The organism is Synechococcus sp. 8F6, assembly GCF_002252665.1.
GTDB lineage: Bacteria > Cyanobacteriota > Cyanobacteriia > PCC-6307 > Cyanobiaceae > Cyanobium_A.
This window is the reverse complement of the sequence record NZ_NQKZ01000006.1, coordinates 57,025-71,991: the sequence shown is the minus strand read 5'-3', so window position 1 is coordinate 71,991 and position 14,967 is coordinate 57,025. Positions and strand designations below refer to the sequence as shown.

24 protein-coding genes and 1 tRNA gene are annotated in these 14,967 nt (G+C 65.8%); 6 read left to right on the top strand and 19 right to left on the bottom strand.

From position 1 onward, the window contains the following. Window positions 1-9 precede the first annotated feature (9 nt). From rpsE to rplC, 17 genes are all read right to left on the bottom strand, one after another. Window positions 10-666 (bottom strand): 30S ribosomal protein S5, encoded by a 657-nt coding sequence (gene rpsE, locus CJZ78_RS06315; protein ID WP_094560059.1) that lies wholly within the window; start codon window positions 664-666, stop codon window positions 10-12. A gap of 14 nt (window positions 667-680) precedes the next feature. Next, window positions 681-1,046 (bottom strand): 50S ribosomal protein L18, encoded by a 366-nt coding sequence (gene rplR / locus CJZ78_RS06310; protein ID WP_094560058.1) that lies wholly within the window; start codon window positions 1,044-1,046, stop codon window positions 681-683. A 32-nt stretch (window positions 1,047-1,078) separates the two neighbouring features. Then, window positions 1,079-1,618: a 50S ribosomal protein L6 gene (rplF, locus tag CJZ78_RS06305; protein WP_094560057.1), complete on the bottom strand. Its 540-nt coding sequence runs from the start codon at window positions 1,616-1,618 to the stop codon at window positions 1,079-1,081. Window positions 1,619-1,635: 17 nt separating this feature from the next. Next, complete coding sequence (gene rpsH / locus CJZ78_RS06300) at window positions 1,636-2,037, bottom strand: 30S ribosomal protein S8 (protein WP_094560056.1); 402 nt, start codon at window positions 2,035-2,037, stop codon at window positions 1,636-1,638. Between the two features lie 19 nt (window positions 2,038-2,056). Beyond that, the gene (gene rplE / locus CJZ78_RS06295) at window positions 2,057-2,596 is read right to left on the bottom strand and encodes a 50S ribosomal protein L5 (protein ID WP_094560055.1); all 540 of its coding nucleotides are present in this window, start codon (window positions 2,594-2,596) and stop codon (window positions 2,057-2,059) included. Between the two features lie 91 nt (window positions 2,597-2,687). Then, window positions 2,688-3,044, bottom strand: coding sequence for a 50S ribosomal protein L24 (gene rplX, locus CJZ78_RS06290; RefSeq protein WP_094560054.1), 357 nt, complete (start codon window positions 3,042-3,044; stop codon window positions 2,688-2,690). A 1-nt stretch (window position 3,045) separates the two neighbouring features. Beyond that, window positions 3,046-3,411, bottom strand: a complete 366-nt coding sequence (gene rplN, locus CJZ78_RS06285) for a 50S ribosomal protein L14 (protein ID WP_094560053.1) — start codon at window positions 3,409-3,411, stop codon at window positions 3,046-3,048. Window positions 3,412-3,424: 13 nt separating this feature from the next. After that, window positions 3,425-3,676, bottom strand: a complete 252-nt coding sequence (rpsQ, locus tag CJZ78_RS06280) for a 30S ribosomal protein S17 (protein WP_094560052.1) — start codon at window positions 3,674-3,676, stop codon at window positions 3,425-3,427. A gap of 17 nt (window positions 3,677-3,693) precedes the next feature. Then, window positions 3,694-3,918 (bottom strand): 50S ribosomal protein L29, encoded by a 225-nt coding sequence (rpmC, locus tag CJZ78_RS06275; RefSeq protein WP_094560051.1) that lies wholly within the window; start codon window positions 3,916-3,918, stop codon window positions 3,694-3,696. 3 nt (window positions 3,919-3,921) lie between these two features. After that, the gene (rplP, locus tag CJZ78_RS06270) at window positions 3,922-4,365 is read right to left on the bottom strand and encodes a 50S ribosomal protein L16 (RefSeq protein ID WP_094560050.1); all 444 of its coding nucleotides are present in this window, start codon (window positions 4,363-4,365) and stop codon (window positions 3,922-3,924) included. Between the two features lie 16 nt (window positions 4,366-4,381). Next, the gene (rpsC, locus tag CJZ78_RS06265; protein WP_094560049.1) at window positions 4,382-5,110 is read right to left on the bottom strand and encodes a 30S ribosomal protein S3; all 729 of its coding nucleotides are present in this window, start codon (window positions 5,108-5,110) and stop codon (window positions 4,382-4,384) included. An 18-nt stretch (window positions 5,111-5,128) separates the two neighbouring features. Then, window positions 5,129-5,482 (bottom strand): 50S ribosomal protein L22, encoded by a 354-nt coding sequence (gene rplV / locus CJZ78_RS06260; protein ID WP_094560048.1) that lies wholly within the window; start codon window positions 5,480-5,482, stop codon window positions 5,129-5,131. Window positions 5,483-5,486: 4 nt separating this feature from the next. Next, window positions 5,487-5,762, bottom strand: coding sequence for a 30S ribosomal protein S19 (gene rpsS / locus CJZ78_RS06255; RefSeq protein WP_094560047.1), 276 nt, complete (start codon window positions 5,760-5,762; stop codon window positions 5,487-5,489). Window positions 5,763-5,797: 35 nt separating this feature from the next. Further along, a complete protein-coding gene (gene rplB / locus CJZ78_RS06250) occupies window positions 5,798-6,661 on the bottom strand; it encodes a 50S ribosomal protein L2 (protein WP_094560046.1) in 864 nt (287 codons plus the stop codon). Window positions 6,662-6,676: 15 nt separating this feature from the next. Then, window positions 6,677-6,979, bottom strand: coding sequence for a 50S ribosomal protein L23 (locus tag CJZ78_RS06245; protein WP_094560045.1), 303 nt, complete (start codon window positions 6,977-6,979; stop codon window positions 6,677-6,679). Then, window positions 6,972-7,607: a 50S ribosomal protein L4 gene (gene rplD / locus CJZ78_RS06240; RefSeq protein WP_094560044.1), complete on the bottom strand. Its 636-nt coding sequence runs from the start codon at window positions 7,605-7,607 to the stop codon at window positions 6,972-6,974. Before rplD ends, CJZ78_RS06245 begins: the two co-directional genes overlap by 8 nt. A gap of 11 nt (window positions 7,608-7,618) precedes the next feature. Then, on the bottom strand, window positions 7,619-8,266 hold the full coding sequence (gene rplC / locus CJZ78_RS06235; RefSeq protein WP_094560043.1) for a 50S ribosomal protein L3: 648 nt from the start codon (window positions 8,264-8,266) through the stop codon (window positions 7,619-7,621). A 507-nt stretch (window positions 8,267-8,773) separates the two neighbouring features. Between rplC and CJZ78_RS06230 the strand changes: the two genes are divergently transcribed. The 6 genes from CJZ78_RS06230 (at window position 8,774) to recA (ending at window position 14,257) form a co-directional block, all read left to right on the top strand. Beyond that, the gene (locus CJZ78_RS06230; protein WP_094560042.1) at window positions 8,774-9,235 is read left to right on the top strand and encodes an NAD(P)H-quinone oxidoreductase subunit N; all 462 of its coding nucleotides are present in this window, start codon (window positions 8,774-8,776) and stop codon (window positions 9,233-9,235) included. After that, window positions 9,213-10,241, top strand: coding sequence for an LdpA C-terminal domain-containing domain (locus CJZ78_RS06225; RefSeq protein WP_233128544.1), 1,029 nt, complete (start codon window positions 9,213-9,215; stop codon window positions 10,239-10,241). The genes CJZ78_RS06230 and CJZ78_RS06225 overlap by 23 nt, the downstream gene beginning before the upstream one ends. A gap of 14 nt (window positions 10,242-10,255) precedes the next feature. Further along, window positions 10,256-11,908 carry an AAA family ATPase gene (locus CJZ78_RS06220; RefSeq protein WP_233128543.1) on the top strand — a complete coding sequence of 551 codons (1,653 nt, stop codon included), beginning with the start codon at window positions 10,256-10,258 and terminating at the stop codon, window positions 11,906-11,908. A gap of 84 nt (window positions 11,909-11,992) precedes the next feature. Beyond that, window positions 11,993-12,064 (top strand) — tRNA-Gln (locus tag CJZ78_RS06215). Between the two features lie 11 nt (window positions 12,065-12,075). Further along, window positions 12,076-12,864, top strand: coding sequence for an HAD family hydrolase (locus CJZ78_RS06210; RefSeq protein ID WP_094560040.1), 789 nt, complete (start codon window positions 12,076-12,078; stop codon window positions 12,862-12,864). A gap of 205 nt (window positions 12,865-13,069) precedes the next feature. After that, window positions 13,070-14,257 (top strand): recombinase RecA, encoded by a 1,188-nt coding sequence (gene recA / locus CJZ78_RS06205; protein WP_094560039.1) that lies wholly within the window; start codon window positions 13,070-13,072, stop codon window positions 14,255-14,257. 12 nt (window positions 14,258-14,269) lie between these two features. On the opposite strand, the gene CJZ78_RS06200 is transcribed toward recA, so the two are convergent. Beyond that, complete coding sequence (locus CJZ78_RS06200) at window positions 14,270-14,644, bottom strand: DUF1815 family protein (RefSeq protein WP_094560038.1); 375 nt, start codon at window positions 14,642-14,644, stop codon at window positions 14,270-14,272. 68 nt (window positions 14,645-14,712) lie between these two features. Continuing rightward, window positions 14,713-14,961 carry a DUF2839 domain-containing protein gene (locus CJZ78_RS06195; protein WP_094560037.1) on the bottom strand — a complete coding sequence of 83 codons (249 nt, stop codon included), beginning with the start codon at window positions 14,959-14,961 and terminating at the stop codon, window positions 14,713-14,715. Window positions 14,962-14,967: the final 6 nt, after the last annotated feature.

The window sequence follows — 14,967 nt, the reverse complement described above, 5'->3', positions numbered from 1 at the left end:
GGCGAGGCCTCAGGAGTAGATCTGCTCGAGGGAGATGCCCCGCTCCTTGGCGGTCTCCTTGTGGGTGCGAAGGCCGGCCAGAGCCTCCATCGCAGCCCGGGCGTTGTTGAGGGGTGTCTTGGACCCCAGGCGCTTGGCCAGCACGTTTTTGATGCCAGCCAGCTCCAGCACCGTGCGGATCGAGCCACCCGCGATCACACCGGTACCGGGAGCGGCCGGGCGGATCAGCACGCTGGCAGCGCCGTCGCGGCCATTGCTGAGGGTGGGGATGGAGCTATGGCGGGTGAGGGGCACCTTGACCAGGTGCTTCTTGCCATCGGCCACGCCCTTGCGGACGGCGCCGATCACATCGCCGGCCTTGCCGACACCCACGCCCACCTGGCCCTTCTCGTTGCCGACGACAACGATGGCCCGGAAGCTCATTTTCTTGCCGCCCTTGACGGTCTTGGAGACGCGGCGGATCTGGACCACCCGCTCCTGCCACTCGGAGTCGCGCTCCTGGCCGCGACGGTTGTCGCGCCCACGGCCACCGCCACCGCGGCGGTTGTCGCCACCCCGGCCCTCACCGCGGCCACCGCGGCGCTCCTGCTGGCCTTCGGCCGCTACAGGCACATCCGACGCGGCCGGAATGTCGTTGGATTGAACTTGATCGTTGGTTTCGGTCATGGTGAGAGCAGGGATCAGAACTGAAGGCCCGCTTCCCGGGCGGCGTCAGCCAGGGCCTTGACCCGGCCGTGGTACAGGTTGCCGCCGCGATCGAAGACCACCTGCTGGATGCCCTTGGCAAGGGCCCGTTTGGCAACCAGCTCGCCTACGGCCACGGAGGCATCGCAGGTTCCGCTGGTGGTGAGGCTGGTGCGCAGGTCCTTGTCGAGGGTCGACGCCGCGCAGAGGGTGTTCTGAGCGTCGTCGTCGATGACCTGGGCGTAGATGTGGTTGTTGGAGCGGAACACGGCGAGCCGGGGACGGGCAGCCGAGCCACTGAGTTGGCGACGCAGGCGGCGGTGACGCTTCTGGGTCTGCTGTTTGCGGGAGATGGATGACATGGCGATACAGGGTAACGACGCTCAGGCAGACCTCATTTCTTACCGGTCTTACCGGCCTTGCGCAGGATGTGCTCACCCTCGTACTTGATGCCTTTGCCTTTGTAGGGCTCGGGCGGACGGATGGCGCGCACCTTGGCAGCTTCGTTGCCCACCAGTTCCTTGTTGGCACCGGAGACGAGCACGGTGGTGTTGCCTTCGACGGCGAAGCTGACGCCATCGGGGGGCACCATCTCCACCTGGTGGCTGTAGCCGGCGGAAACCACCAACTTTTTGCCCTGGAGAGCGGCGCGGTAGCCCACGCCGACGATTTCCAACTTGCGGGTGTAGCCCTGGCTGACGCCTTCCACCATGTTGGCGACAAGCGTGCGGCAAAGACCGTGGCGCTCGCGCGAGCGGCGGGTTTCGCTGCTGGGGCTCACCACCAGGGTGTTGCCGTCCTGGGAGATCTGCACCCCATCGGGCAGGGTGCGGCTGAGTTCGCCCTTCGGACCCTTCACGGTGACGTCGAGACCATTGAGGCTGACGCTCACCTTGTCGGGGAGGGGAATCGGGGCTTTACCAATACGAGACATGAATCAACCTCCCGGGATCAGTAGACGTAGCAGAGCACTTCGCCACCGACACCCTGCTTGCGGGCGTCGCGGTCGCTCATCACTCCTTTGGATGTGGAGATGATGGCCACTCCCAGGCCGCCCAATACTTTGGGCAGCTGGCGATTGTTCTTGTAGATGCGCAGGCCAGGCTTGCTGACGCGCTGGACGGAGCGGATCGTGGGCTGGCGGTGCTTGCCGCTGTACTTGAGCTCGAGCACCAGATGCTTCTGCACGCCTTCACCTTCTTCGGTGATGGCTGCGATGAAGCCTTCCTGCTGCAACACGTTGGCGACGTTGCGCACCAAACGGGAAGCAGGAATCTTGGTGGTCTCGTGACGCTTCTCACTCGCATTGCGGATGCGGGTGAGCATGTCGGAAATCGGGTCGTGATTGGCCATGGTCGGGTCCGAAGAGGGCTCAGTTGCTGCGGAACGGCATTCCCATCTCGCGGAGGAGGGCCCGGCCCTCTTCGTCGTTACGGGCGTTGGTCACGATCGTGACGTCCATCCCCCGGATCGCATCGATCTTGTCGAAGGAGATCTCGGGGAAGATGATCTGCTCGCGGATCCCCAGGGTGTAGTTCCCCCGGCCGTCAAAGCTCTTGGGGCTCACGCCGCGGAAGTCGCGGATGCGCGGTAGAGCGAGATTGATCAAGCGCTCCAGGAAGGCATACATCCGCTCACCCCGGAGGGTGACGGCGACGCCGATGGGCATGCCTTGGCGGATCTTGAAGCCGGCGATGGCCTTCTTGGCGCGGGTCACAATCACCTTCTGACCGGTGATTGTGGCCAGCTCCGTGATGGAGGCCTCAAGGGCCTTCGTATTCTGGGCGGCTTCACCGAGGCCCCGGTTGACGGTGACTTTCACCACCTTCGGGACTTCGTGAACGTTGGAGAGATTCAGATCCTTGAGGAGTTTGGGCTGAATCGTCTCCCGGTAGCGCTGTTTCAGTGACATGACGGAGGGAGGGGGTGCGCTTCTGGTCGGGGTCAGAAGGCGGACAGGAACAGGGATAGAGATGGAAGACTGTGAATGGGAACTGGGCCGATCAATCCAGTATTTCCCCGGTCTTTTTGAGGCGCCGCTTCTTGGAGCCATCCTTTTCCACGACGATTTCGACGCGGCTGGCCACCTGTTTGGTGGTCGAGTAGAGCATCACGTTGGAGGCGTGCAGGGACGTTTCCTCGGTGACGATCTGGCCGGTCTCGCCCTCTTGGGTGGGCTTGACGTGGCGGGTGCGCAGGTTGATGCCCTGCACGACCACCCGGTTCTCATACGGCAGGGTGCGGAGCACCTCGCCGGTTTTGCCCTTGTCCTTGCCAGAGATCACCTGAACGGTGTCGCCTTGCTTGAGGCGCATCTTGATGCGCTCGGGGGACTTGGCCTTGGGGGTTGCGGTCGCCATCTCAGATCACCTCCGGAGCGAGGGACACAATCTTGGTGAAGTTGCGCTCGCGCAATTCGCGGGCGACGGGGCCGAAGACCCGCGTGCCCTTCGGGTTGTTGTCGGTGCCGAGAATCACGGCAGCGTTGTCGTCGAACCGGATCGAGTTGCCGGTGTCGCGACGCAGGGTTGCCTTGGTGCGAACCACCACAGCCTTCACCACATCCGACTTCTTGACGCCCATGTTGGGCATGGCGTCTTTGACGGCGGCCACAATCACATCGCCCACGTGGGCGTAGCGACGGTTGGTGCCGAGCACCCGGATGCACTGGATGCGCTTGGCGCCGCTGTTGTCAGCGACGTTCAGAAAAGTTTCCTGTTGGATCATGGGTCTGCTCTCTTCAACCGGCGGTGCTGTTGGTGAGAACTTCGGCCACGGTCCAGCGCTTGGTGCGGCTGAGTGGGCGGGTCTCGGTGATGCGAACCCGGTCGCCCACTTTGCAGCTGTTCGCTTCGTCGTGGGCCTTGTAACGGGTGGTGCGGCTGACCGTCTTTTGGTAGATGGGGTGGGGGAAGCGGTTTTCCACCGCCACCACCACCGTTTTGTCCATCTTGTCGCTGACGACGGTGCCGACCCTTTCCTTGAGTGCCATGGGGATCGAGGGGGGTATCAGGAGGCTGAATCAGCCGTGGCGGCGGAGCGTTCTTGCTCCTGCTGCACCGTCAGCAGGTGGGCCAGCTTGATGCGGGCCTCCTTGAAGCGGTGCGGGTTTTCCAGCCGGCGGGTGGCCTGCTGGAAGCGCAGCTCAAACAGTTCGCGCCGGGTGGCGCTGACCTGTTCGTTGATCTGGTCGCCGCTGAGCTTGCGCACGTCGGCGATGTTGGGTCGTGCCATCGGTCAGGCCTCCACAGGGGCTGCAGTGTCCTGATCCGCCAGGCTCAGGAATTTGGTCTTCACCGGAAGCTTGTATTGCGCTAGGCGCATGGCTTCCTTGGCGATTTCGGGGGTGATTTCAGCACCGCCCATTTCAAACAGGATCCGGCCCGGTTTGATCACAGCCACCCAGAATTCCGGGTTGCCTTTACCGGAACCCATGCGGGTTTCGGCGGGGCGCATGGTGACCGGCTTGTCGGGGAAGATCCGGATCCAGATCTTGCCGCCCCGCTTGACGTGGCGGGTCATCGCCCGGCGGCTGGCCTCAATCTGGCGGGACGTGATCCAGCCACATTCTTGGGCCTGCAGCGCAAACTCACCGAAGGCAATGGTGTTGCCGCGGGTGGCGACGCCGCGCATGCGGCCTCGCTGTTGTTTGCGGAATTTGACGCGTCGTGGACTCAGCATGGTTCAGGGCTCCGGATCACTCTTTGTTAGAGCGGTCTTCAAACTGTTGCGGCTGCCGGCTGGTCCGGCGGCGGGGGGCAGCGCCCACGGGCAGCTGCTCTTTCTGGCCAGGCAGGACCTCGCCCTTGAACACCCACACCTTGATGCCCAACACCCCGTAGGTGGTGCTGGCCAGCTTGGTGGCGTAGTCGATGTCGGCGCGCAGGGTGTGCAGGGGCACACGACCTTCGCGGGTCCATTCGGTACGAGCGATCTCGGCGCCGTTGAGGCGGCCGGCCACCATGATCTTCAGGCCGAGAACGCCGGCCCGTTGGGCCCGCTGCACGGCCATGCGCATGACGCGACGGAAGGCCACCCGCTTTTCCAGTTGCTGGGCGATGTACTCGGCCAGCAGGAAGGCGTCGGCATCGACCCGCTCGACTTCCACCACGTTGATGCGCACCTGACGGTTGGCATCGCCGAGGGTTTTCTGGATGCCGGTGCGCAGCTCCTCAATGCCGCTGCCCTGACGGCCAACGAGCACGCCGGGGCGGGCGGTTTTCAGTTCGACTTCCAGTTGGTCAGCCTTGCGGGCGATCAGCACATCGCTGATGCCGGCAGCGCCGTACTTCTTGTGGATGAACTTGCGAATCCGATCGTCCTCCTGGAGGAGGGTCGGGTAGGTCTTGCTGGGGGCGTACCAACGCGAGCGGTGATCCTGGGTGATCCCCAGGCGCAGGCCGGTTGGATGGATCTTGTGTCCCATCGGTCGGTGTCCTCGGGGTCAGGCGGAAGGAGCCACAGCAATGCTGATGTGGCAGGTCTGTTTTTTGATCGCGTAGGCACGACCCTGGGCGCGGGGGCGGAAGCGCTTCAGGGAAGGACCCATGTCGGCGATCGCCGTGGCGACCACCAAGGTGGAGGGATCCAGTCCCAGGTTGTGTTCAGCGTTGGCCACCGCAGAGCGCAGCACCTTGGTGATGGGCCCGGTGGAGCGGTAGGGCATGAACTCGAGCATGATCAGGGCCTCGCGATAGCTGCGGCCACGGATCTGGTCGAGAACCCGGCGCACCTTCGAGACGGAACCGCGGATGTAGCGGCCGTGGGCGAGGGCCTGGTTGGAAGGGGTGTTTGCCATAGCGTTAGCGGCCTCCTTTCTTGTCCTTGATGTGGCCCCGGAAGGTGCGGGTGGGGGCAAATTCCCCGAGTTTGTGGCCCACCATCTGTTCCGTCACGTAGACGGGAACATGAGATTTGCCGTTGTGAACGGCAATGGTATGGCCAATCATCATCGGCAGGATGGTGGAAGCGCGTGACCAGGTTTTGATCACGGACTTGTCATCGGCAACGTTTTGCTTTTCAACCTTGCGCAGCAGGCTGTCGGCAACAAATGGTCCTTTTTTGAGTGAACGTCCCATGGCGGATTAAGCGAACAGCAAAGCGGTGTGGATCATCACGAATCGCGTCCGCCACGGCTCCGTTTGGAGATGCGGCGACGTTTCCGGAGCACAAACCGATTGCTGGGTTTGTTCCGCTTACGGGTTCTGAGGCCCAGGGCGGGTTTGCCCCAGGGTGTCACCGGACCGGAGCGACCGATCGGTGCCTTGCCCTCACCACCACCGTGGGGGTGGTCGCAGGGGTTCATCACCGAACCGCGCACTTCAGGCCGGCGGCCCAGCCAGCGCTTGCGGCCAGCCTTGCCGAGGCTGGTGTTGCGCACCTCGGCGTTGCCCACTTCGCCGAGGGTGGCGTAGCACTCGCGGCGCACCAGCCGCACCTCGGTGGAGGGCAGCTTGAGGGCGACGTAGTCGCCTTCCTTGGCCACCACCTGGGCACTGGCCCCGGCGGTACGCACCATCTGGCCACCGCGTCCGGCATAGAGCTCCACGTTGTGGACGCTGGAGCCGAGGGGGATGGCGGAGAGGGGCAGGGCGTTGCCGGTTTCGATCGGCGACTCAGGGCCGGACACCACCTGCTGGCCGATCTCGATGCCGGCCGGCGCCAGGATGTAGCGCTTCTCGCCATCGACGTAGAAGAGCAGCGCCAGGCGGGCGTTGCGGTGGGGGTCGTAGTGGATCGCCGCCACCTTGGCGACCACGCCGTGCTTGTCGCGGCGGAAGTCGACGATGCGGTAGAGGCGCTTGTGGCCACCGCCGCGGTGGCGGCAGGTGATCACGCCGCGGTTGTTGCGGCCTTTGCGGCGGTGTTTGGCCACCACCAGTCCCCGCTCCCGACCACGGCCAGTGACTTCAGAGAAGTCGCTGGCGACGCGGGTGCGGGTGCCGGGGGTGATGGGGCGGTAATTGCGAATAGCCATGTTGTTTCAGACCCCTCAGGACTCAGGGAACAGCTGGATGGCGTTGCCCTCGGCCAGGCGCACCACCGCTTTCTTCACCTGGGCACGTTTGCCGGCGAAGCGTCCCACGCGCCGTGAGCGGCGAGGGGGATTCATGGTGCTGATGCCGATGACCTTCACGTCGAACAGCTGTTCAACGGCAGCCTTGATGTCGGGCTTGGCGGCCCGATGGTCCACCTCGAAGGTGTACTGGTTTTGCTCGAGGGCCCGGGTGGCCTTCTCGGTGATCAGGGGCCGGCGGATCACATCCGCGAGCCGACTGGAAAAACGCTCAGCCATCGCCGTAGACCTCCTGAATCTTCGCGAGTGCTTCCTCGCTCACCACCAACTTGTTGGCGTGGAGCAGATCGAACACGTTGAGCTGATCAGCGGCGATCAGCTTGACCTTCTCGAGGTTGCGCACGGAACGCCGCACGGCCTCGGAAGCACCGTCGAGCACCACCAGCACCTTGGTGCCGGCTTCGATGCCGAAGCGGGCCAAGGCAGCGGTGATCTCCTTGGTTTTGGGGGTGTCGAGCCCCGCTCCGAAGCCTTTCACCACGGTGATGTCGTCGATGCGGCTCATCAGCGCGGTGCGCAGGGCCAGGCGACGTTCCTTGCGGTTCATCGCCACGGCATAGCTGCGGGGCTTGGGACCAAACACCACACCACCACCGGGGCGGAGGGGGGTGCGGATCGAACCCTGGCGGGCCCGACCGGTGCCCTTCTGTTTGTAGGGCTTGCGACCACCACCGGCCACTTCGGCACGGGTGAGCGTGCTGGCTGTGCCCTGGCGGGCGTTGGCCAGCTGACGCACCACGGCGCGATGCACCAGGTCGGAGGCGGACGTTTCTTTAGCGACCTTGAGGTCGAGGGCAGCCTTGCCGGCTTCTTTGCCCTGCCAGTCGCGGATTACACAGTTAGCCATCGATGTTCTCCTCAGTTCCCAGCTTTGGCGCCCACCCGGTTCGCCGGGCGGATGTTCAGCAGGGCGCCGGGCTTGCCGGGCACTGAACCCTTCACCACCAGCAGATTGCGCTCCGCATCCACTTTCAGGATGACGAGCCCGCGGGTGGTGGTTTGCTTGCCGCCGTAACGACCAGCCATGCGCTTGCCGGGGTAGACGCGGCCAGGCGTGGTGCCGGCGCCGATCGAACCCGGCTCACGGTGGTTCTTGGAACCGTGGGTCATGGGTCCGCGGCTGAAGCCGTGGCGCTTCTGGAGGCCGGAGAAGCCACGCCCCATGGTGTCGCCGCTCACATCGACCTTCTGGCCTGCTTCGAAGGCCGTGACGGTGATGGAGCCACCCAGCTCAAGGCCATCGACACTGTCGACCCGATATTCCTTCAGGTGACGCAGGGCCTCATCGCCCGACTTCGCCAGGTGCCCCTTGGCCGGCTTGTTCACGAGCTTGTCGCGAATGTCGCCAAAACCAAGCTGCACAGCGTTGTAGCCGTCGGTGCTGGTGCTTTTGAGTTGGGTGATACGGCAGGGACCAGCCTCGATCACGGTGACCGGGATGGATCTGCCCTCTTCATCGAAGAATTGGGACATGCCCAATTTCTTCCCAAGAATGCCGATGGACATAGGAGGGGAAACAACGCCAGCTGGACCACCGCACAACAGGAGCCCAGGGCTCATGCGTAACGGTGAAGCTGAACAAATCGAGGAGCTGCCTGGCTCGGCCAAGGTGGCCGCATGGCGTGGCCCGAGACGAAGCTCCGGCGGACGCGGTTGCGATTTCCAAGGGCTAGCAAGGCTGATCTGGATTGGATCAGCGCGGCTGGGACTTGTCTGAACCGGACCAGAATCTCCGAAGGAGATGTGGCGCGTTCAGGCAGTTTCCCGACGGACCATGCAACCTGTGACAGCTGCTTGTGCCGTGCTGGCCGAGGACGGCCACCACCACTGGTGACCGTGTGCTGCGAACTGGAGGCCCGGCTAGCGGACGGGCACAGTTCATCAGCACAGTCGACGATCTTACCTCACGGGTTGACAGCCTTCCATTGCGTGGCGCTGCAGTGATCGAGTCCATGCGTGTTCGCGGGCCGGCGTGAGCTGTCAGACTGCTGTTGAGCTTTGTGATCCTTTGCGATGCCTCTGCTGCTCTCCGGGCGCGGTTTCCGGCAGGACCTGGAGCGGGCTGGGGCCTTGGCTCTCTTCGCCCCGCTCGAAGGTGGCGCAGAAACCCGTCTGATGCGTCGGATGCGGGCGGCGGGGTACCGAGCCCAGCTCACCTCGGCCCGGGGGCTGGGGGATCCGGAAGCCTTTTTGTTGCAGCTGCATGGCGTGCGTCCACCGCACCTCGGCCATCAAAGCGTGGGTCGAGGGGCGGCCGTTGGGGAGGTGCAGCGGGTGATGCCTCAGTTGGGGAGCCTGCTGGAGGGGACCCAGCCGATCCTGCTTTGGTTGCTCGAAGGCCAGGTGCTGTCGCGGGCCGAGCTGGGGTCGTTGGTGTCCCTCTGCCGGCGTGAGCCGCGGTTGAAGTTGGTGGTGGAGATGGGAGGGGCCCGGGCCCTGCGCTGGCAGCCCCTTGAGCAGCTGCTTGACGCCTGAGGCGGCCCTGACCCGCGGCAGCTGGGTCAAGTTGATCTGCGGTGCCAGCAATCAGGATCTGGCGGCCATTGAAGATGTCTGCGGGGTGTTCGCCTTGGCAGGCGTCCACTGCATCGATGTGGCGGCCGATGTGGCCGTGGCTGCCGCTGCCCGTCGCGGCATCGCCTGGGCCCAGGCGCGGGGAGCGGCCCGGCCCTGGTTGATGGTGAGCCTCAGCGATGGGGCCGATCCCCATTTCCGCAAAGCCTGGTTTGATCCCCAGCGTTGTCCGCCGGCCTGTGCTCGCCCGTGTGAGCGGGTCTGTCCGGCCCTGGCGATCGGCGTGGCGGCCACCGGTGGGCCCGGGGTGCTGGTTGAACGCTGCTACGGCTGCGGTCGCTGCCTGCCGGCTTGTCCCGAGGGCCTGATTGAGGAGCGGGGCCAGGTGCTGGAGGCTGTCGACGTGCCACCCCTGCTGACCCAATTGCGGCCCGACGCGGTGGAACTCCACACCCAGCCAGGCCGGGGGGCAGCTTTTGCCGAGCGGCTGGCCCAGGTGGTGGCCAGTGGTGTGCCGCTGCAGCGGTTGGCGGTGAGCGCTGGTCTGGAGGGAACGGCCCAGCTGCCAGCCGGCTTGGGTGCCGAGCTGTGGCAGCGCTTTGCCCTGCTGCGCGCCCAGGGCCTCCGCCCCCTCTGGCAGCTGGATGGCCGGCCGATGAGTGGCGATGTGGGGGCCGGTACGGCCCATGCCGCCGTCAAATTGGCTGCAGCGGTGCTGGCCTGCGCCCCCCCTGGCCCCGTGCAGCTGGCGGGGGGCACCAATGCGCACACCTTGTCTCAGTTACAGGCTCCTCTTCGGCGCCACATTGCGGGGGTGGCCTTCGGTGGGGTGGCCCGCCGTCTGTTGCAACCGCTGCTGTTGGAAGCCCAGGGCCGGGGACGTCCCCTGCTAGCCGATGGGACCCTCTGGCCCGAGGCCCTGGAGCTGGCTCAGGCCCTGGTGGCTCCCTGGCTAGAACAGACCTAGTGCCCGACGATCCGGTGTCCAGCTCTGCCCCGACGGCTCCCCAGCGCGTCACCGACGACCTCGACCGTCTGCTGGAGCTGCTGCCCGAGGTGGTGCAGACGTCGCTGGCGACAGAGGAGGCGCGGGAGCAGCTGTTGGAGGTGGTGCTGGATCTGGGGCGGGTGCCGGAGGCCCGTTATCCCGGCCAGGTTCGGGCTCTGGGTCAGCGGCCCCTGGAGCGCTCCGATCTGGCGGCGGTGGTGGAGCGGCTGGGGATTTTTGGCGGCGACAATCGCGCCGGTATCGAGCGCACCCTGCACCGCATCAGCGCCATCCGCAACCGCACCGGTGAGATTGTCGGCCTCACCTGTCGGGTGGGGCGGGCCGTGTTCGGCACGGTGGCGATGGTGCGCGATCTGCTGGATTCCGGCGAGTCGTTGCTGCTGATGGGCCGACCCGGCGTCGGCAAGACCACCGCCCTGCGGGAGATCGCCAGGGTGCTGGCCGACGACCTGGGCAAGCGGGTGGTGGTGATTGATACCAGCAACGAGATCGCCGGCGACGGTGACATCCCCCATCCCGCCATCGGCCGCGCCAGGCGGATGCAGGTGGCGCGGCCGGAGCTTCAGCACCAGGTGATGATCGAGGCGGTGGAAAACCACATGCCCGAGGTCATCGTGATCGATGAGATCGGCACCGAGCTCGAGGCGCAGGCGGCCCGCACCATTGCCGAGCGGGGCGTGATGTTGGTGGCCACGGCCCATGGCAACGCCATCGAGAACCTGATCAAGAACCCCACTCTCTCCGACCTGGTGGGCGGCATTCAATCGGTGACTTTGGGGGACGAGGAGGCCCGCCGCCGTCGCACCCAGAAGACGGTGCTGGAGCGCGCTGCCGAGCCCACCTTCGCCTTGGCGGTGGAGATGCACAGCCGTCACCGCTGGCTGGTGCACCGCGATGTGGCCCGCACCGTGGATCTGCTGCTGCGCGGTCAGAGCGCCCGGCCCCAGGTTCGTGAGCTCGGTGCCGATGGCCACCTGCAGGTCGAGGAGGTCGTGCCCCCCGCGGCTTCGCCCCTCTCGAGCCGGCCGCGCCTCGTGCCCCGGCCCTTGCCGGAGCCCGACGAGCCCGATGCCGGCGAGGCCACTCCCGTCGTGGAGCCTTTGCCCGTGTTGCGGGTGTATGGGGCGGGCATCAGTCGGGGGGCTTTGGAGCAGGTGGTGCGGGCCCGCCAGGTGCCGGTGGAGGTGGTGGGCAGCGTGGAGTTGGCCGATGCGGTGCTGAGCCTGCGCCAGCAGTTCGGCAGGGACCCCCACGTACGCCGCCAGGCCCAGGACCTCGGCCTGCCGATCCTGGTGCTCAAATCGGCGGCGCCACCCCAGCTGCAGCGGGCTCTGGAGCGGCTACTGGAGCGCCACCGCCAGGACCGTGCTGCCCGAGACCGTGCCGCCCAGGATCCGGCGGCGCTGTCGGCGGCCAGCTCCCAGGGGGACGATGCCCTGGCCGGTCTGGAGGAATGCCGTCTGGCGGTTGAACAGGTGGTGCTGCCCCACGGCCAGCCTGTTGAGCTGCTGCCCCGGAGCGATCGGGTGCGCCTGATGCAAGCGGAATTGGCAAGCCGTTACCGCCTGCGTACGGCGGTGTTTGGCCGTGGATCCGAGCAGCGGCTGCGGGTGTTTCCGGCTTGAACGGGTGCCGGTGGATCGGTCGCGGTTGACGAAGGACCGGGCGCTATGGGTAACTATCTAGGCACCGGTTGCGACCGGCTGCATTGGGTCGTCGCCAAGTGGTAAGGCAGCGGGTTTTGGTCCCGCCATTCCTAGGTTCGAATCCTAGCGACCCAGTTTTTCGCCCCATGCCGACACAGCCCAGTCGCGCCAAAACGGCTTCCCCGGCTGCGGCAGATCCTCTCGTGGTGTTCGACTTCGATGGCGTGCTGATGGATGGCATGCCGGAGTACTGGTGGGCGGCTCGGACGACGGCTCTGCAGCTTGCCCCTCAGTTGGTGTTGCCGGAGCAGGCTCCCGCGGCCTTCGTTCGCTTGCGACCCCTGATCCATCAGGGTTGGGAAATGGTGTTGATGGCCGCTGAGCTGGGCCGGGCGGACCTTGACCTGGAGGGCCTGCTGGCCCACTACGACGCGGCCTTGCCCGTTGCCCTGGCGCGTTGGGGTTGGGACGCCGCGCAGCTGCAGCAGCAGCTCGAGCAGGTTCGTGCTGCGGCCATCGCCGCTGAACCAGAGACCTGGTTGGCCCGCCACCGGTTGTATCCGGGGGTGAAGGAGCGCCTGGCCCAGCTGGCTGGGGAAGGGGCGGACTGGGCTGTGCTCACCACCAAGGGTGCGGCGTTTGCCTCACGGCTGCTGGCCGCCGCGGGTCTGCAACCCTGGGCGCTCTACGGCCATGAGCAGGGCAGCAAGCCCGCGGTGTTGCGGGGGCTGCTGGCCGAGCAGCGCCCCCTGTGGTTCGTGGAAGATCGTCGCCCCACCCTGGAGACGGTGCGGGCCGATCCACGACTGGCCGCGGTGCGCTGTTGCCTGGTGAGCTGGGGCTACCTGGGACCCCAGGACGCCCAAAACCTGCCGGCGGATATCGCCTGGCTCACCCCCGAGCGGTTTGCGGCGCCCCTGGCGCAATGGCCCTAGTGGGCTAGAGTACGCGCGTACTACAAGCAATTGGTACGCCGGTCCTCTTTGGTGGCACTTGCTGCTTAGAGGTCGCAGGATGGCTGCCTTCGGGGTTTCCCGGGGCTGTTCCTGCGGGGCCTGCCGGGTTTCGACCCGCTCTCCGGCCCGCTCCCCGTTCCGGTTCCCGCCCTTGCGGCCTGTCCCATCGCTTCTGATTGCTGCCATGCCCGCCGATTCCACCACCAGCTCTTCCGTGTCCCCTTCCCCTTCCTCCTCCCGCACGTCCGCCAGCGCCGCCGCCGAGCGGGACAAGGCCCTGGGGTTGGTGCTGAACCAGATCGAGCGCAATTTCGGCAAGGGCTCGATCATGCGCCTTGGTGACGCCTCCCGCATGCGGGTGGAAACCATCGGTACCGGTGCCCTCACCCTCGACCTCGCCCTCGGTGGCGGCTATCCCAAGGGCCGGGTGGTGGAGGTCTATGGCCCGGAGAGCTCCGGTAAAACCACCCTCACCCTGCATGCCATCGCCGAGGTGCAGAAGCGCGGTGGCGTGGCGGCCTTTGTCGATGCGGAGCATGCCCTGGATCCGGTGTACGCCGCCGCCCTGGGGGTCGACATCGAAAACCTGCTGGTTTCCCAGCCCGACACGGGGGAGATGGCCCTGGAGATCGTCGATCAGCTGGTGCGCTCGGCCGCGGTCGACATCGTGGTGGTCGACTCGGTGGCGGCCCTGACGCCCCGCGCTGAGATCGAGGGGGAAATGGGGGATCTGGCGGTGGGCAGCCAGGCCCGCTTGATGAGCCAGGCGATGCGCAAGATCACCGGCAACATCGGCAAATCCGGCTGCACCGTGATCTTCCTCAACCAGCTGCGCCAGAAGATCGGCGTCACCTACGGCAACCCGGAAACCACCACGGGCGGCAACGCCCTGAAGTTCTACGCCTCGGTGCGGCTCGATATCCGCCGCATCCAGACCCTCAAGCGCGGCACCGAGGAATACGGCATCCGCGCCAAGGTCAAGGTGGCCAAAAACAAGGTGGCGCCTCCCTTCCGGATCGCCGAGTTCGACATTCTGTTTGGCCGGGGCATCAGCACCCTCGGTTGCTTGCTCGATCTCGCCGAGGAAACCGGTGTGGTGGCCCGCAAGGGTGCTTGGTACAGCTACGAGGGCGACAACATTGGTCAGGGGCGTGACAACACGATCACCTGGCTGGAGCAGAACCCCGAGCAGGCTGAGTTGATCGAACAGCTCACCCGCCAGAAGCTCAAGGAGGGCTCGGAAGTGACGGCCAATTCGATGAAGCCCCTGGCTGCAGCTGCCAAGGCTGCTGCCACTCCGGCTGCTCTGGCGGAGTCTTCTGCTCTGGGGGAGTCGGCAGCGGCCCTGGCTGAGTTGCCGGTGGCGAGCTGACAGTCTCTCGGCTCAGGGGCGCGAGAAGGCGCCCCTGGGCTTGGAGGTCAGGTTGGCGGCACGGGATCCGCCGGCAGCTTCGGGGTTCTGGAGCACTTGGGCGACCCGCTGCAGTTCCTGGATGGCTTCGGCGCCCTCCAGCTTCACCAGTTCGTGGCCGTCGAGGGATTCCACCCAGCTGATGCCGAAGTCGGACACCAGAAAACGCACCATGTGGTTGGCGTCCAAGTTGGCCACGAAGGAGGCGCCGTGGCCATCACGGCCATCGCCGCAGATGTAACAGGTGGCGGCGATGCCCCGGTTCTGAAGGCTTTTGGCCAGAGCCTGCAGGCTCATCACCAGGTCGTGCACCACGGATCGGTATTGCTCGGCGAGACGCGGGAACACGGCGGAATCCCAAACTGCTTCAAATTCTAATGTTTTCTTTAAGATTTCGAGGTGGGCCAGCCGGCCGTTCAGCCATCCGCAAGGGTCCACCAGCCCGCGGCGGGGCCGATGAAGCGCACCGTCACCCAAAAGAGCACCAGCGCGGCGATGCCCACCCAGGCGCCCTTGGTGGTGAGAGTCACGAAGCGATCGGCCTGGTTGCGGGTCAGCGGCAGCCAGCTGGCGATGCGTGGCGAGGTGTCAACCTGCTTGGTGCGGTCGGGCTTGATCGCTTTGGGCGGCAAGCCCTGGATGCTGCGGCGCTTGGCTTCCCCCATTCCCCT

What these genes read in the sequence shown, in the direction of transcription:
- rpsE (WP_094560059.1), bottom strand. Translation starts at nt 666, where the DNA reads ATGACCGAAACCAACGATCAAGTTCAATCCAACGACATTCCGGCCGCG.
- rplR (WP_094560058.1), bottom strand. Translation starts at nt 1,046, where the DNA reads ATGTCATCCATCTCCCGCAAACAGCAGACCCAGAAGCGTCACCGCCGC.
- rplF (WP_094560057.1), bottom strand. Translation starts at nt 1,618, where the DNA reads ATGTCTCGTATTGGTAAAGCCCCGATTCCCCTCCCCGACAAGGTGAGC.
- rpsH (WP_094560056.1), bottom strand. Translation starts at nt 2,037, where the DNA reads ATGGCCAATCACGACCCGATTTCCGACATGCTCACCCGCATCCGCAAT.
- rplE (WP_094560055.1), bottom strand. Translation starts at nt 2,596, where the DNA reads ATGTCACTGAAACAGCGCTACCGGGAGACGATTCAGCCCAAACTCCTC.
- rplX (WP_094560054.1), bottom strand. Translation starts at nt 3,044, where the DNA reads ATGGCGACCGCAACCCCCAAGGCCAAGTCCCCCGAGCGCATCAAGATG.
- rplN (WP_094560053.1), bottom strand. Translation starts at nt 3,411, where the DNA reads ATGATCCAACAGGAAACTTTTCTGAACGTCGCTGACAACAGCGGCGCC.
- rpsQ (WP_094560052.1), bottom strand. Translation starts at nt 3,676, where the DNA reads ATGGCACTCAAGGAAAGGGTCGGCACCGTCGTCAGCGACAAGATGGAC.
- rpmC (WP_094560051.1), bottom strand. Translation starts at nt 3,918, where the DNA reads ATGGCACGACCCAACATCGCCGACGTGCGCAAGCTCAGCGGCGACCAG.
- rplP (WP_094560050.1), bottom strand. Translation starts at nt 4,365, where the DNA reads ATGCTGAGTCCACGACGCGTCAAATTCCGCAAACAACAGCGAGGCCGC.
- rpsC (WP_094560049.1), bottom strand. Translation starts at nt 5,110, where the DNA reads ATGGGACACAAGATCCATCCAACCGGCCTGCGCCTGGGGATCACCCAG.
- rplV (WP_094560048.1), bottom strand. Translation starts at nt 5,482, where the DNA reads ATGGCAAACACCCCTTCCAACCAGGCCCTCGCCCACGGCCGCTACATC.
- rpsS (WP_094560047.1), bottom strand. Translation starts at nt 5,762, where the DNA reads ATGGGACGTTCACTCAAAAAAGGACCATTTGTTGCCGACAGCCTGCTG.
- rplB (WP_094560046.1), bottom strand. Translation starts at nt 6,661, where the DNA reads ATGGCTATTCGCAATTACCGCCCCATCACCCCCGGCACCCGCACCCGC.
- CJZ78_RS06245 (WP_094560045.1), bottom strand. Translation starts at nt 6,979, where the DNA reads ATGGCTGAGCGTTTTTCCAGTCGGCTCGCGGATGTGATCCGCCGGCCC.
- rplD (WP_094560044.1), bottom strand. Translation starts at nt 7,607, where the DNA reads ATGGCTAACTGTGTAATCCGCGACTGGCAGGGCAAAGAAGCCGGCAAG.
- rplC (WP_094560043.1), bottom strand. Translation starts at nt 8,266, where the DNA reads ATGTCCATCGGCATTCTTGGGAAGAAATTGGGCATGTCCCAATTCTTC.
- CJZ78_RS06230 (WP_094560042.1), top strand. Translation starts at nt 8,774, where the DNA reads ATGCCTCTGCTGCTCTCCGGGCGCGGTTTCCGGCAGGACCTGGAGCGG.
- CJZ78_RS06210 (WP_094560040.1), top strand. Translation starts at nt 12,076, where the DNA reads ATGCCGACACAGCCCAGTCGCGCCAAAACGGCTTCCCCGGCTGCGGCA.
- recA (WP_094560039.1), top strand. Translation starts at nt 13,070, where the DNA reads ATGCCCGCCGATTCCACCACCAGCTCTTCCGTGTCCCCTTCCCCTTCC.
- CJZ78_RS06195 (WP_094560037.1), bottom strand. Translation starts at nt 14,961, where the DNA reads ATGGGGGAAGCCAAGCGCCGCAGCATCCAGGGCTTGCCGCCCAAAGCG.